The organism is Lacimonas salitolerans (genome assembly GCF_042677865.1).
In the GTDB taxonomy this organism is placed as follows: Bacteria; Pseudomonadota; Alphaproteobacteria; order Rhodobacterales; family Rhodobacteraceae; genus Lutimaribacter; species Lutimaribacter salitolerans.
Window position 1 is genome coordinate 1 of sequence record NZ_JBHUDD010000007.1, and the last position, 13,435, is coordinate 13,435.

The window sequence follows — 13,435 nt, forward strand, 5'->3', positions numbered from 1 at the left end:
CATTCGCAATGGATGCTGCAGCAGAACGTCTTTTCCCACACCGGCATCGGCGGCTCCTCCGCCACCCAGCGCATGCGCGATGCAGGGTTCGACTTCAGCGGCTCGTGGCGGTCGGCGGAAAACATCGCCGTGCAGAGCGAACGCGGGGCGGCAGGCATCATGGACGACGTGCAGAACCTGCACACGTCGCTGATGAACAGCCCCGGCCACCGGGCCAACATCCTCAACCCGGCGCTGGATTACATCGGCATCGGCATCGAGACGGGCAATTACAGCTTCAGCTCGGGCACCTACANCGGGTGCCGACGACACCCTTGAAGGCGGTGGCGGCAATGACACGATGCTGGGCAAAGGCGGCAACGATCTGCTGCGTGGCGGAGAGGGCCACGATCTGCTGAACGGCGGCTTCGGGTTCGACGTGCTGCATGGCGATGCAGGCAATGACACCCTGATCGGGTTGCAGGGGTACGACACGCTTTATGGCGGGGCAGGCAACGACGTGCTGCGCGGCAATGCCGGCAATGACGTGCTCTATGGTGGCGCCGGGGCCGACCGTCTGGAAGGCGGGATCGGGTTCGACACGATCCATGGCGGCGAGGGCAACGACCTGATCTATGGCGGCAACGGGTTCGACCTGCTGTTCGGTGGCGAGGGCGACGACCGGCTGTTCGGCAACGCGGGCAATGACATGCTGGATGGCGGGGCCGGCAATGACGAGCTGTTTGGCGGGATCGGGGCGGATACCTTCGTGTTTCGGGCGGGGTACGGTCAGGACCGGATCGCCGATTTCCAGCCTGTCGACAGCCTTCATCTGGACGCCGATCTGCTGGGTGGGGGCACGCCTGTGCCCACCGACCTGATCCCGTACGCCGGGCGCACCGCCGATGGCTTCGTGATCCTCGATTTCGGCAATGGCGACACGCTGACCTTCACCGGTGTCACCAACACCGGGGCGATCCTGGACGAGGTCACGTTCATCTGAGGGGCGGTGGATCGGCAGGGCAACCTGCCGATCCTGCTCAACCAGCGCGACAGTTACGGCGTGGATGGGTCTTCACCGTCAGGTGCTGGCGCCGGGGATGTCCGGTCAGGATAGTTCGGCGCGGATAGGTCAGGATTTACGAAAATTTCAGAAACCGGGCTGCAGTTTCAATAGACTTGCGCAAGTTTTTCATGCGATCTGAAAAACATTGATTTTTCACTCGCAAGGGCGCGCTTCATGACGACGTACACGCTGACCGGTCTTTCCATCACCTACAACCAGAACGACGATCCCATCGCGGTGTCCACGGCCACGCTGCAGGTGGTGTTTCCCAATGATCAGGCATTCTTCAACTACAGCTTGATCGAGGTGCGCGGCGACGATTTGCCCGAGGTCGATCTGGGTGGCACCGAGCCGCAAAGCGTGCGCATCAATGGCGCGAATTTCCACGACAGCCCGTTCAACGAGGAATTTCTGGGCGCCCTCACCACCAGCCAGGGCACCCATGTCCTGCTGGATTTCTATCAGGCCAGCACGCGCACCGATTTCATCTTTCAGATCGGAGGTGCGCCGCTGACCCTGCCCACGACCCTGGCCGGGCTTCAGGCGCTGGAAAACAGCATCACCTCCTTCGGCGTCGCCACCGGGCCCTTTGCCCCAGGACAGGATATCCCGTTCTCCAGCCTTCTGGGCGTGCAGATCAGCAATGCGGGTGCGCCGGTGAACATTATCACTGGCGATGCCGACGACAATGCACTCGAAGGCACCTTGGCCAATGACGACATCACCACCGGTGGTGGCAGCGATTATGTCATCGGCTCGATCGGCAATGACACGATCCGCATGGGCGACAATGGCGGCACCGATGGCTATGTCGATCTGGATTACAGCAGCCTGGACCGTGGCATCGCCGTTGTGATCAACGGTCAGAACGGAACCGGCAGCGTGAACAAGGCCGATGCGGGCACCGACACCCTGCTGGGCGTGTCAGCGCCGATGAATGCCGGGTCGCTTGATGGCGGGTTCGGCCTGTTCGGCACAGGGAGCAATGATACGTTCGATCTGAACGTCGGAGCTTCTCAATGGATGCAGGTGCGCGGTGGCCTGGGGGTCGACAGCTATGTGATCAGCGGCGCAGGTCAGGTGCGGCTGCGCTTTGACGGCGGGATCGACGACGTGTCGGTCAACCTTGCCACGGGCCAGGTGCTGAACGACGGCTTCGGCAATGTCGAAACCATCAGTGGCCAGGTTTGGGAGCTTCAGAGCGGGGACGGCAATGACCGGCTGATCGGCAGCGCCGCGAATGAAAGCTTTCTCGCGGGGGGCGGCAACGACACGGTCGATGGCGGCGGCGGGTTCGACCGCATCCGCTATGACCGGTTCGGCTACGAGAATGGCGTGACGGTCGATCTGGGCGCCGGAACGGCCAGCGGCACGTGGTTCGGTGACGCCTTCAACCACACGCTGACCAGCATCGAATGGGTGCGCGGGTCAAGCGGCAATGACACGATCATCGGCAGCAGCGCCGATGAACGCTTTGAAGGTCGCGGCGGCATCGACAGCTTTGTCTACAATGGCGGCAACGACACGATCAGTGACTTCGATTTCACGTCCGAGACCCTGACCGTGGGTCTGCCCCTGACCCAAACCCAGGTTGACGCCGCGCTGACCGCGGCCAGCACCACGGGCCAGGGCGTGCGCGTCGATTTCGGCGCTGGCAATACACTGACCTTCGAGAACGCCAGCGTGGCCAATGTTCAGGGCCTGGCCGGCACCGCCGGTGGCAGCGAGCCTGGCATGGTGATCCCGGGCACCGGCGGCGCGGACGTGCTGAACGGTGGCACGGGGGATGACACGATCAACGCTGGTTTTGGCAATGACACGGTCTTTGGCGGTGATGGCAATGACCAGATCAACGCCGGTTTCGGCTTTGACCTGGTCTATGGCGGCGATGGCAATGATGTCGTTCTTGGCCTGAACGGGTTCGACACGATCCATGGCGATGGCGGCAATGACACGCTGTCCGGCAATGCGGGCAACGACGTGCTCTATGGTGGTGACGGCGACGATCTGCTGAACGGCGGCATCGGGTTCGACGAGCTGCATGGCGATGCGGGCAACGACAGCCTGATCGGGTTGCAGGGCTTTGACACGCTTTATGGCGGCGACGGCGACGACACGCTGCAGGGCAACGACGGCAATGACGAGCTCTATGGCGGGACGGGTGCCGATCGGCTGGAAGGCGGGATCGGGGCTGACACGCTGCATGGCGACGAGGGCAACGATTTCCTCTTTGGCGGCAATGGCGGTGATCTGCTGTTCGGTGGCGATGGCGACGACCGGCTCTATGGCAATGCAGGCAACGACACGCTGGACGGCGGGGCCGGGGCGGATGTGCTGTTTGGCGGGATCGGGCGCGATACGTTTGTCTTTGGCGTGGGCTATGGTGCCGACCGGATCGCCGACTTCCAGAACAACATCGACAGCATCCATATCGACGCCGACCTGCTGGGCGGCGGCACGCCGGTGGCGACGGACCTGATCGCCTTTGCCGGACGTACCACCGATGGCTTCCTGATCCTCGATTTCGGCAATGGCGACACGCTGACCTTTACCGGCGTCACCAACACCGGGGCGATCCTGGACGAAGTCACGTTCATCTGATCCGGCTGCGCGGCCCGCACCGAGGGCGGGCCGCGCATGATTTCTCCCCCTTGCCTGATGCCCCTTTGCCCTGCCATGGTGCCGGTGTTTGCGATTGCGCCTGTTTATTCAAAACTGTCAGCCGGTATTTTCCGGATATTTGACCGAACTGCATAAGGAGTACCCATGCTTCCCGACTTCCCCGAGATCACTTCGACCGAAGATTTCACCGCCTGGACCAGGCTTTTGTCCTCGGCTGCGGCCTTCACCAGTGATACCGACCTGCTCGCGGTGCTGGGATCGAACCCCGAGAGCATCACCGTGGGGCAATACCTGGACCTGCTGGATGCGGCCGAAGCGTCCTTGCTGGCGACCGATTTCGGCTTTCTGACTCAATCCATAACGACCTATGAGTCGCTGCTGCGCCAGAACCTGCCTCAGGATACGCTGCCGGATGGAACCACAATCGACGAGATCATCGATGCCGCGCTGGGGTTCCTGCGCGATCTGGCGGGAGGGGATTTTTCGTTCCTGACCGGCAGCTTCGACACGATCCGCGAGTTGCTCGAGGATGTGCCGCGTGACACCGTGCTGATCGACGGCCTGACCGGGGACATCGGTGGTGGTGGCGGTGGTGGCGAAGGTCCCGACCTGTCGGACCTGTTCGATCTGCCTGCGCTGCCCGATCTGCCGAATTTCGGCTGGGTTTCGGGGGATCCGCATCTGCAGACGCTGGATGGCGTGGGCTATGATTTCCAGGCTGCGGGCGAATTCGTGCTGCTGCAATCGGCGGATGCGGGTGATTTCATGCTGCAGGCGCGCATGGTGCCGGTGGGCACCGATGTCAGCGTCAATCAGGCGATCGCCACCAATCTGGACGGCACGGCGGTGATGGTCGATGCCAATGATGCGACACCGCTGCATATCGACGGCACCGCCACGGCGCTGGCCGACGGGGAGTCCGTGGCGGTGGGCAATGGCCGGGTGTTCCGCAATGGCGACACCTATGTCATCGCCTATCCCGGGGCCGACGGCGTGGTGAACGACGGCGATTCACAGGTGCTGATCCGTGTTCACGACGGACGTCTGGATCTGGATGTGCGCCTGAACGACGAGCTGATGGGCACGCTTGAGGGGCTGTTGGGCGATGGCGACGGCAACGCGGCCAATGATATCGCGCTGGCAGACGGCACGGTGCTGGCGCGCCCGCTGACATTTGCCGAACTCTACGGGGCGTATCGCGACGACTGGCGCGTCGACAACCTGAACCAGAGCCTGTTCACCTATGATGCGGGCGAAAGCCTGGCGGGGTTTTATGACGCGTCCTTCCCCGGCGCGCTGGTCTCGCTTGATACGCTGGACCCCGGTGTGCGTGCGGCGGCCGAGGCCGCGGCTCAGGACGCGGGGCTGGTGCCGGGTACTCAGACGTATGAGAACGCGGTGCTGGATTTCGCGCTGACCAATGATGAGAGCTTTATCACTTCCGCCCTGCAGACCCCGCTGTCGGTGATCGGCACGGTGCGGGCCGACGTCCTGACCGGGGGGCGGGTGCCGATGTGATCTACGGGATTGGCGGCAATGACACCATCGATGCGGGTGCCGGCAATGACGTGATCTTTGGCGGTCCGGGCAGCACCGAGATTGAGGCAGGCGCGGGCGATGACCGCGTCAATGCGGGTTTCGGCTATGACCTGGTGTATGGCGGCGATGGCCATGATGTCGTGCGCGGCCTGAACGGGTTCGACACGGTGTACGGCGGCGATGGCGATGACACGTTGTTTGGCAATGCGGGCAACGACGTGCTGCATGGCGATGATAGCGATGATCTGCTGAACGGCGGGATCGGGTTCGACAGCCTGATGGGCGGTGCCGGCAATGACAGCCTGATGGGTCTGCAAGGTTTCGACACGCTGCGCGGCGGTCAGGGCCGTGACACGCTCGAAGGCAACGAGGGCAACGATCTGCTGTATGGCGGGGCAGGGGCCGACCGGCTGGAAGGCGGCATCGGGTTCGATACGCTGCATGGCGACGAAGGCAACGATCTGCTGTTTGGCGGCAACGGGTTCGACCTGCTGTTCGGTGGCGATGGCGATGACCGGCTTGAGGGCAACGCTGGCAATGACACGCTGGACGGTGGTGCGGGCAATGACGTGCTGCGCGGTGGCCTTGGTGCGGACACCTTCGTGTTTGGCGCAGGGGCGGATCGCATCGTCGATTTCCAGCCTGTCGATACGGTCGAGATCGCCGGCTCGCTGCTGGGCGGGGCCACCGATGTCAGCGGCTTTGCCGGGGTCAATGCCGATGGCTTCGTGGTGTTGGATTTCGGCGGCGGCAACAGCCTGACCTTTACCGGGATCACGGATTTTGCCACGATCCAAGACGATATCCTGATCGTCTGACAATCCGGTGCCGGGCGGGCCCGACCGGTCCGGCACCCAACGGCCATGGCCGGCCCGGTTTTATCAGGATGACAGCGTGCCTGTGCGTTGCTATCCCAAGGCCGACATGTTTTCCGACCAACAGGATTTGACCCATGCAGATAGAGCAGACCGCGCTGCCCGGTGTCGTGCTGATCACGCCCCCGCGTTTCGGCGATCATCGTGGCTTTTTCTCTGAAAGCTACAACCGCGCGAAACTGGCCGATCAGGGCATCGATCTCGACTTCGTGCAGGACAACCATTCGCTGTCGTCCACCGTGGGCACGGTGCGGGGCCTGCATTTCCAGGCCCCGCCGCATGCGCAGGACAAGCTGGTGCGCTGCGGGCGCGGGGCGCTGTTCGATGTGGCGGTGGACATCCGCCGTGGCAGCCCGACCTATGGGCAGTGGGTGGGGTACGAGCTGAGTTTTCAGAACGGGCGGCAGTTGCTGGTGCCTGCGGGGTTCGCCCATGGTTTCATGACGCTGATGCCCGAGACCGAGATCATCTACAAATGCTCGGATTATTACGCGCCCGAAACCGAGGGCGCGCTGCGCTGGGACGACGCGGAGATCGGCATCGACTGGCCCCTGGCCGGGATCGAGGCGGTGATTTCCGACAAGGATGCCGCCGCCCCCGGCATCGCGGGCTTTGACAGCCCGTTTGCCTGGGAGGGCGCGCAATGAAACTGCTGGTCACCGGCGGGGCCGGGTTCATCGGCTCGGCCGTGGTGCGGCGCGCCATTGCCGACGGGCACTCAGTGGTCAATCTCGATGCGCTGACCTATGCCGCCTGTCTGGACAACGTGGCCAGCGTTGCCGACAGCCCGGCCTATGCGTTCGAGCATGTGGACATCCGCGACCGCGCCGCGCTCGACCGGGTGTTTGCCGCGCATGATCCCGACGCGGTGATGCATCTGGCGGCGGAATCCCATGTCGACCGGTCGATCGACGGGCCCGGCACCTTTGTCGAGACCAACGTGATGGGCACGTTTCACATGCTGGAAGCCGCGCGCGCGTACTGGACTCGCGCAGGCCGCCCCGAGGCGTTCCGGTTTCACCATATCTCGACCGACGAGGTCTTTGGCAGCCTGCCCGCCGATCCGGCGGTGCAGTTCACTGAAACCACGCCCTACGATCCGCGCAGCCCCTATTCGGCTTCCAAGGCATCCAGCGACCATCTGGTGCGCGCCTGGGCCGAGACCTATGGGTTGCCGGTGGTGCTGACCAATTGCTCGAACAATTACGGCCCCTTCCATTTCCCCGAAAAGCTGGTGCCGGTGATCATCCTGAACGCGCTGGCGGGCAAGCCGCTGCCGATCTATGGCGATGGCAGCAACGTGCGCGACTGGCTCTATGTCGAGGATCACGCCGAGGCGCTGCTGCTGGTGGTGCAGCAGGGCGCGGTGGGCCGCAGCTACAACATCGGGGGCGAGAACGAGCGCAGCAACCTGAAGCTGGTGCAGACGCTCTGCGCCATTCTGGATGACAAGCGGCCCAAGCAGGGCGGCTCCTACGCCGATCAGATCACCTTCGTCACCGACCGCCCGGGGCATGATGCGCGCTACGCCATCGACCCCAGCCGCATCCGCGAGGAACTGGGCTGGCGCCCTTCGGTCACGGTCGAGGAAGGGCTGGCGCGCACCGTGCAATGGTACCTCGACAACGAGGACTGGTGGCGCGCGCTGCAATCGCGCGACGGCGTGGGCAAACGTCTGGGCACGGGGTAGGGGGTGATGGCGCGTCTGTTCCTGCACGCAGGTCCGCACAAGACCGGCACCACGTCGTTCCAGATGGCGCTGTGGGAGCGGCGCGGCCAGCAGGATCTGGCGGTCTATGTCGAGGCCGCGTCGCGCAAGAACCCGGTCAATGCCGCGCGGTTCGCCAATGCCTTTACCCGCCCCGGCCTGATGACGATGCCGCGGCTCAAGGGGCAGGTGCCCGCCCCCGATGCGCCCCTGCGCGCTGCGATGCGGGCCGCACTGGCCGCGCAGGCCCCGGCGCGGGGTGACATGGTGATCTCGTCCGAGGCCTTCAGCCATCTGCGCGGCACGCGCGAGGCTGCCGCCCTGCGCGCGGCGCTTGCGCCCTTTGACAGCGTCATCCCCATCCTCGTGCGCCGCAATCCCGCCGACTGGCGGGCCGCGCGGCAGGATCAGTTGCGCAAGACCGGGGTGTGGGAGACGATGACAGCCCTGCCGCAGGGGCGGTCGTCGGATGGCCCGTGGTATTACGACTGGCAGGCGCTGTGTGATTTCTGGGCCGGGTTCGGTGCGGTGCGGATGGTCGATTACGACGCGGCGCTGGCCTGCGATGGCTCTGTCCTGCCGGCGCTGGCCCGGGCGCTGGACCGGCCCGGCCTGTTTGACGGGCTGGAAGATCTGTGGCTCAACCGCCGGGGCGAGCAGTGGGCACGCGCCGATCTGGCCGGGCAGATACCGCCACGGGACAGCGCGCAGGACACGGGGCAGAACAGGACGCAGGCAACACGGCCGGGAAAGGGCATGGCATGAGCGAGACGCCGCAACATCTGGACCGGCTGTTTTTGTCGGTGGGCGCGATGAAGGCGGGCACCACATGGCTGCATCGCCAACTGGCCGGCCATCCGGGCATCCATTTCAGCCCCGAGAAAGAGATCCACTATTTTGCCGACCCCAAGGGGCGCAGCTACATGTCGCTGGCCGGGCGGCTGGACCGCTATCAGCGCGTGGTGCGCAACCTGACGCCCGAGCGGCTCAACCCTCATGTGCAGCGCAACCTGGCCTGGTATGCGGATCGCTATCTGGCACCGCGGGTCGATGACGCCTGGTATCGCGGCCTGTTCGATATGCGCCCGCCGCGCAAGTCCGATACTGCTTGGGCCGCGGATTTCTCGAACCTCTACGCGGTGCTGGACGATGCGGGCTGGGATCATGTGGCCCGTATCGCGCACCAGGTGCGCGCGATCTATACCATGCGTCATCCATCCGAGCGGTTGTGGTCGAACCTGAAATTCTCGTATGAATTCTCGGGGCGCATGGCCGAGCTCGAGTATCTGGACGAGGCCACGATCGCCAAATATTTCGACGATGCCGCCGTACTGGCCCATGCCGATTACGCAGGCACCGTGGCGGGTCTGTGTGCGCGGCTGGGGACGGATGCGGCATTCTTTTTCTTCGAGGATGTGCGTGCTCGCCCGCTGGAAACGCTGCGCAGGATCGAGGGTTTTCTGGACCTGCCCGAGCACCAGTATCGCCAGGATGCGCTGGAGGCACGGATCAACCCGTCGCGCGAGATGGGTGTGCCTGCGGCCTTTGCCGAGCGGGCCGAATTGATCCGCGTGGAGCAGGTGGCGCGGCTGGGCGATCTGGGGCTGCAGGTGCCGCAAAGCTGGCACATCCCGTTGGGAGAATAAGGGGGACGTGATGAAGATACTGGTATTCGGACGCACGGGGCAGGTGGCCACCGAGCTGCAGGCCCAGGCCGAGGTGACGGCGCTTTCGCGCGATCAGGCCGACCTGACCGATCCGGCCGCCTGTGCTGCGGCCATCGCCGACCACGCGCCCGACGTGGTGATCAACGCCGCGGCCTGGACGGCGGTGGACCGCGCCGAGGAGGACGAGGCGCAGGCCACGGTGATCAATGGCGACGCACCTGGCGCCATGGCGCGGGAATGCGCCGCGCGGGCCATCCCTCTGGTGCATATCTCGACCGATTACGTGTTTGCCGGGGATGGTCAGACAGCCTGGACGCCCGACGATCCCACCGGCCCGCTGGGGGCCTATGGCCGGTCCAAGCTGGCAGGCGAGCGCGCGATCGCCGAGGCCGGCGGGCAATGGGCGGTCCTGCGCACATCATGGGTGTTCTCGGCCCATGGCAACAACTTTTTGAAAACCATGCTGCGCCTGTCGGAGACCCGCGATGCTTTGAGCATCGTCGAGGATCAGATCGGTGGGCCGACCCCTGCCGACAGGATCGCCGAGGCCTGTCTGGTAATGGCCCGCGCCATGGTGGATGACCGCAACAAGGGCGGGATGCATCACTTTGCGGGCGCGCCCGACACAAGCTGGAAAGGCTTTGCCGAAGAGATATTCACCCGCGCGGGGCGCGAGGTGGCGGTGAGCGGCATCGCTACGGCAGCGTATCCCACGCCCGCGCAACGTCCACTGAATTCGCGCATGGACTGCTCCGCCCTCAAGGCGCAGTTCGGCATCGACCGTCCCGACTGGCGCGGTGGTATCGACCGCGCGCTGGCGGCACTTCGGACCCGATCCTGATTATTGAACCTGAAAGGCATTGTTAAATGACGATACACACTGGGACCACACGCAAGGGCATCATTCTGGCCGGCGGCTCGGGCACGCGGCTGTATCCGATCACCATGGGTGTGTCGAAGCAGTTGCTGCCGATCTATGACAAGCCGATGATCTATTACCCGCTGTCGGTGCTGATGCTGGCGGGCATCCGCGAGATCGCCATCATCACCACGCCGCATGATCAGGCGCAGTTCCAGCGTACTCTGGGGGATGGCAGCCAATGGGGCCTGAACCTGACCTGGATCGAACAGCCCAGCCCCGACGGTCTGGCGCAGGCCTATATCCTGGCCGAGGATTTCCTGGCCGGCAGCCCGTCGGCCATGGTGCTGGGCGACAACATCTTTTTCGGTCATGGCCTGCCGCAAATGCTGGCCACGGCCGATGCAAGAGAGGCGGGCGGTACGGTGTTCGGCTATCACGTGGCCGATCCCGAACGATACGGTGTCGTAGGGTTTGATGCGGCGGGGGCGGCAACGCAGATCATCGAAAAGCCCGAGGTGCCGCCGTCGAACTATGCGGTGACCGGCCTTTACTTTCTGGATGGCAGCGCGCCGGACCGTGCCCGCGCGGTCAAGCCGTCGGCCCGGGGCGAGCTTGAGATCACCACGCTGCTGGAATCCTACCTGCATGAGGGCACGCTGAGCGTCGAGCGGATGGGCCGCGGCTATGCCTGGCTGGACACCGGCACCCATGAAAGCCTGCTGGATGCGGGCAATTTCGTGCGCACGCTGGAAAAGCGCCAGGGCATGCAGACCGGCAGCCCCGACGAGATCGCCTTTGGCAATGGCTGGATCGATGCCGAGGCCCTGCGGACCCGCGCCGCGCAATTTGCCAAGAACGACTACGGGCGGTATCTGCAGGGCTTGCTCAAGGGGTGAGCGGATCAGAAGATGAAATCGAGCGCGCCCAGATCAGCAAGATTGACGTTGTTGAGCTGGATGAAATCGCCTGTTCCATCCTCGATGATCACGCGATTGCCCACCTGCGTCATGTGGTTGTTGAAAAGATCGGCCCAGTTCGTGATGGCCGAAACCCCCGACAGGTCGATCTTTTCGCGATTGTCCAGCGCATCGAAGTCGGTGATCGTGTCCTGACCGAACCCGTCGGCAAAGACGAAGGTATCGGCTTGGTTGCCGCCTGTCAGCCGGTCATTGCCCGCGCCGCCTTCCAGTACATCGACACCGTCCTGGCCGAACAGAGTGTCGTCACCGGCCCCGCCCAGCAGCGTGTCGGCGCTGAAGCCGCCCAGCAGGCGGTCGTTGCCATCGCCGCCATCCAGGTAATCGAACCCGTTGCCGCCGTTCAGCGTGTCGTTGCCATCGCCGCCATAGAGGTGGTCGTCCTGGCCGCCGCCGTTGATGACGTCGTCGCCCGCACCGCCATAGAGCGTGTCCAGCCCGGCCATGCCGTTGATCGTGTCGTCGTCGGCCCCGCCATAGGCCAGATCCGCCCCGCCCCGCAGGATCAGCAGGTCGTTGCCCGCATCGCCATGGACCGTGTCGCCGCCATTGCCGGAATCCAGCGTGTCATGGCCCAGCCCGCCGTAAACCAGGTCGGAGGCTCCGCCCGCGTCGATGCTGTCATCGCCGTCACCGCCGTCGATCGTGTCACCCCCGCGCCCGCCGTAGATGATGTCGTCGCCCGTGCCGCCCTCCAGCACGTCGCGGCCATTGCCGCCGTCCAGCGTGTCTTTGCCATCGCTGCCATAGATCACGTCATCGCCATTGCCGCCGTAAAGCAGGTTGTCGCCATCGGCCACCGCCCCGTTGCCCTCGCCGCCAAAGATCGTGTCATTGCCCACGCCGCCATAGATCGTGTCCGAGCCGTCATATCCCCAGATCCGATCAGCACCGCCCCCGCCATACAGCAGGTTCTGGCCGCCCTCACCCGAGATCCGGTCGTCGCCGTCGTCGCCATGGATCGTGTCGTTGCCATCCGCATTGCCGCGCAGCGAGTCGTTGCCCCGACCGCCGAACAGCAGGTTGTCGCCGCCGTCACCGATAAGCGTATCATCGCCGTCGTCGCCATGAATCGTGTCGTTGCCCTCGCCGCCATAGACGATGTCCGCGCCGTCACCACCATGGATCTCGTCGGTGCCATCCCCGCCCCACAGGGTGTCATCGTTGGCGCCGCCAAAGATCTGGTCATTGCCCTCGCCGCCGCGCAGGTCATTGCGGGCCGCACCCGAGCCGATGATCGTATCGGCGCCACCTGTCCCGTCGATGCGGATCGCGTGCCCGTCCAGCGAACTGCCCGCCAGAAAGGCTGCGTCGGGCTGAAAACCGGCGGCGGAGAACAGCCCCGGCGCGGTCATGAAGATCCGCACCGAATTGTCGGCGGATAGGGCATTGATGCCGGCGGTCGCGCCTTGCAGCACCAGATCCTCGGCCAGACCGCCGGGGCCGAACTGGGTGTCGTTGAGCTGGATGAACTGCACCGTGCTTGACGGATCGAAGCGGAGCGCCTCGATCGACTGCAGGGTGGCATCGCGCAGATCGTGGGTCGCGCCGCCGCCGGCACTGACGGGCGCGACAAGCTCCAGCGTGTCGAAGCCTGTGCCGCCGTCGATGGTGGCCGCGCCGACCGCCCCGGCCATGCGCAGCAGGTCGTCGCCGTCGCCGCCATACATCGCGGACGCACGGCCGGTGGCGCGTTCGCCGAAGTTGAACAGCACATCGTCGCCGAAGCCGCCACGGATGACGTCGCTGGCCTCGGACCCGGTGATCGTGTCGTTGCCGGTGCTGCCGATCAGGGACAGAAATTGACTGGGGTTGCTGTCGGTCTGCCAGGTTGGGACATCCATGATGAAATCGGCGGCCGAGAAACTGTCCGCCCCGGCCAGAAAGATTTCGAATATCTTGGTGCCATTACCGGCGGAAACCCACAAGTCGGTGGCGAGTCCCCCGGCCCCGAACTGGCTGGCGTTGAAGGTCGAAACCTGACTGCCGGTGGATTCGAAAGTCAGGACCTCGATGGATAAAATCGTGGCCCCGCGGTAATCGGCATTCTGTGCGGATGTGAATCGGCATGCAAAAGTGACCCACTTGGGTGGGTTATGATCATCTAAAACTGACCCACCTGCATTGTTAACATCCGTGC

At 64.5% G+C, this 13,435-nt stretch carries 12 protein-coding genes; 11 read left to right on the forward strand and 1 reads right to left on the reverse strand.

Annotation, left to right across the window (positions count from 1 at the left end):
* Nucleotides 1–12 precede the first annotated feature (12 nt).
* The 11 genes from ACFTOW_RS01345 to rfbA all read left to right on the forward strand — a co-directional run bounded on the left by ACFTOW_RS01345 (nucleotide 13) and on the right by rfbA (nucleotide 11,214).
* Nucleotides 13–318, forward strand: coding sequence for a CAP domain-containing protein (locus tag ACFTOW_RS01345; RefSeq protein ID WP_465261596.1), 306 nt, complete (start codon nucleotides 13–15; stop codon nucleotides 316–318).
* A 22-nt stretch (nucleotides 319–340) separates the two neighbouring features.
* Nucleotides 341–982 carry a calcium-binding protein gene (locus tag ACFTOW_RS01350; protein ID WP_379912307.1) on the forward strand — a complete coding sequence of 214 codons (642 nt, stop codon included), beginning with the start codon at nucleotides 341–343 and terminating at the stop codon, nucleotides 980–982.
* Nucleotides 983–1,219: 237 nt separating this feature from the next.
* The gene (locus ACFTOW_RS01355; RefSeq protein WP_379912309.1) at nucleotides 1,220–3,646 is read left to right on the forward strand and encodes a hypothetical protein; all 2,427 of its coding nucleotides are present in this window, start codon (nucleotides 1,220–1,222) and stop codon (nucleotides 3,644–3,646) included.
* 165 nt (nucleotides 3,647–3,811) lie between these two features.
* Nucleotides 3,812–5,185, forward strand: coding sequence for a VWD domain-containing protein (locus tag ACFTOW_RS01360; RefSeq protein ID WP_379912311.1), 1,374 nt, complete (start codon nucleotides 3,812–3,814; stop codon nucleotides 5,183–5,185).
* On the forward strand, nucleotides 5,182–6,024 hold the full coding sequence (locus tag ACFTOW_RS01365; RefSeq protein WP_379912313.1) for a calcium-binding protein: 843 nt from the start codon (nucleotides 5,182–5,184) through the stop codon (nucleotides 6,022–6,024). Before ACFTOW_RS01360 ends, ACFTOW_RS01365 begins: the two co-directional genes overlap by 4 nt.
* Nucleotides 6,025–6,158: 134 nt before the next feature.
* A complete protein-coding gene (rfbC, locus tag ACFTOW_RS01370) occupies nucleotides 6,159–6,728 on the forward strand; it encodes a dTDP-4-dehydrorhamnose 3,5-epimerase (RefSeq protein WP_379912315.1) in 570 nt (189 codons plus the stop codon).
* The gene (gene rfbB, locus ACFTOW_RS01375; RefSeq protein WP_379912317.1) at nucleotides 6,725–7,771 is read left to right on the forward strand and encodes a dTDP-glucose 4,6-dehydratase; all 1,047 of its coding nucleotides are present in this window, start codon (nucleotides 6,725–6,727) and stop codon (nucleotides 7,769–7,771) included. Before rfbC ends, rfbB begins: the two co-directional genes overlap by 4 nt.
* Before the next feature lie 6 nt (nucleotides 7,772–7,777).
* Complete coding sequence (locus ACFTOW_RS01380) at nucleotides 7,778–8,554, forward strand: hypothetical protein (protein ID WP_379912319.1); 777 nt, start codon at nucleotides 7,778–7,780, stop codon at nucleotides 8,552–8,554.
* Nucleotides 8,551–9,435 carry a sulfotransferase gene (locus ACFTOW_RS01385; RefSeq protein ID WP_379912321.1) on the forward strand — a complete coding sequence of 295 codons (885 nt, stop codon included), beginning with the start codon at nucleotides 8,551–8,553 and terminating at the stop codon, nucleotides 9,433–9,435. Before ACFTOW_RS01380 ends, ACFTOW_RS01385 begins: the two co-directional genes overlap by 4 nt.
* A 10-nt stretch (nucleotides 9,436–9,445) precedes the next feature.
* Entirely contained in the window at nucleotides 9,446–10,297 is an 852-nt protein-coding gene (gene rfbD / locus ACFTOW_RS01390; RefSeq protein WP_379912323.1) for a dTDP-4-dehydrorhamnose reductase, read from the forward strand.
* 26 nt (nucleotides 10,298–10,323) lie between these two features.
* Nucleotides 10,324–11,214, forward strand: coding sequence for a glucose-1-phosphate thymidylyltransferase RfbA (rfbA, locus tag ACFTOW_RS01395; protein ID WP_379912325.1), 891 nt, complete (start codon nucleotides 10,324–10,326; stop codon nucleotides 11,212–11,214).
* A gap of 5 nt (nucleotides 11,215–11,219) precedes the next feature.
* Here the strand turns inward: rfbA and ACFTOW_RS01400 are convergent.
* The coding region (locus tag ACFTOW_RS01400; protein ID WP_379912327.1) for a calcium-binding protein at nucleotides 11,220–13,435 on the reverse strand (2,216 nt) is incomplete at its 5' end.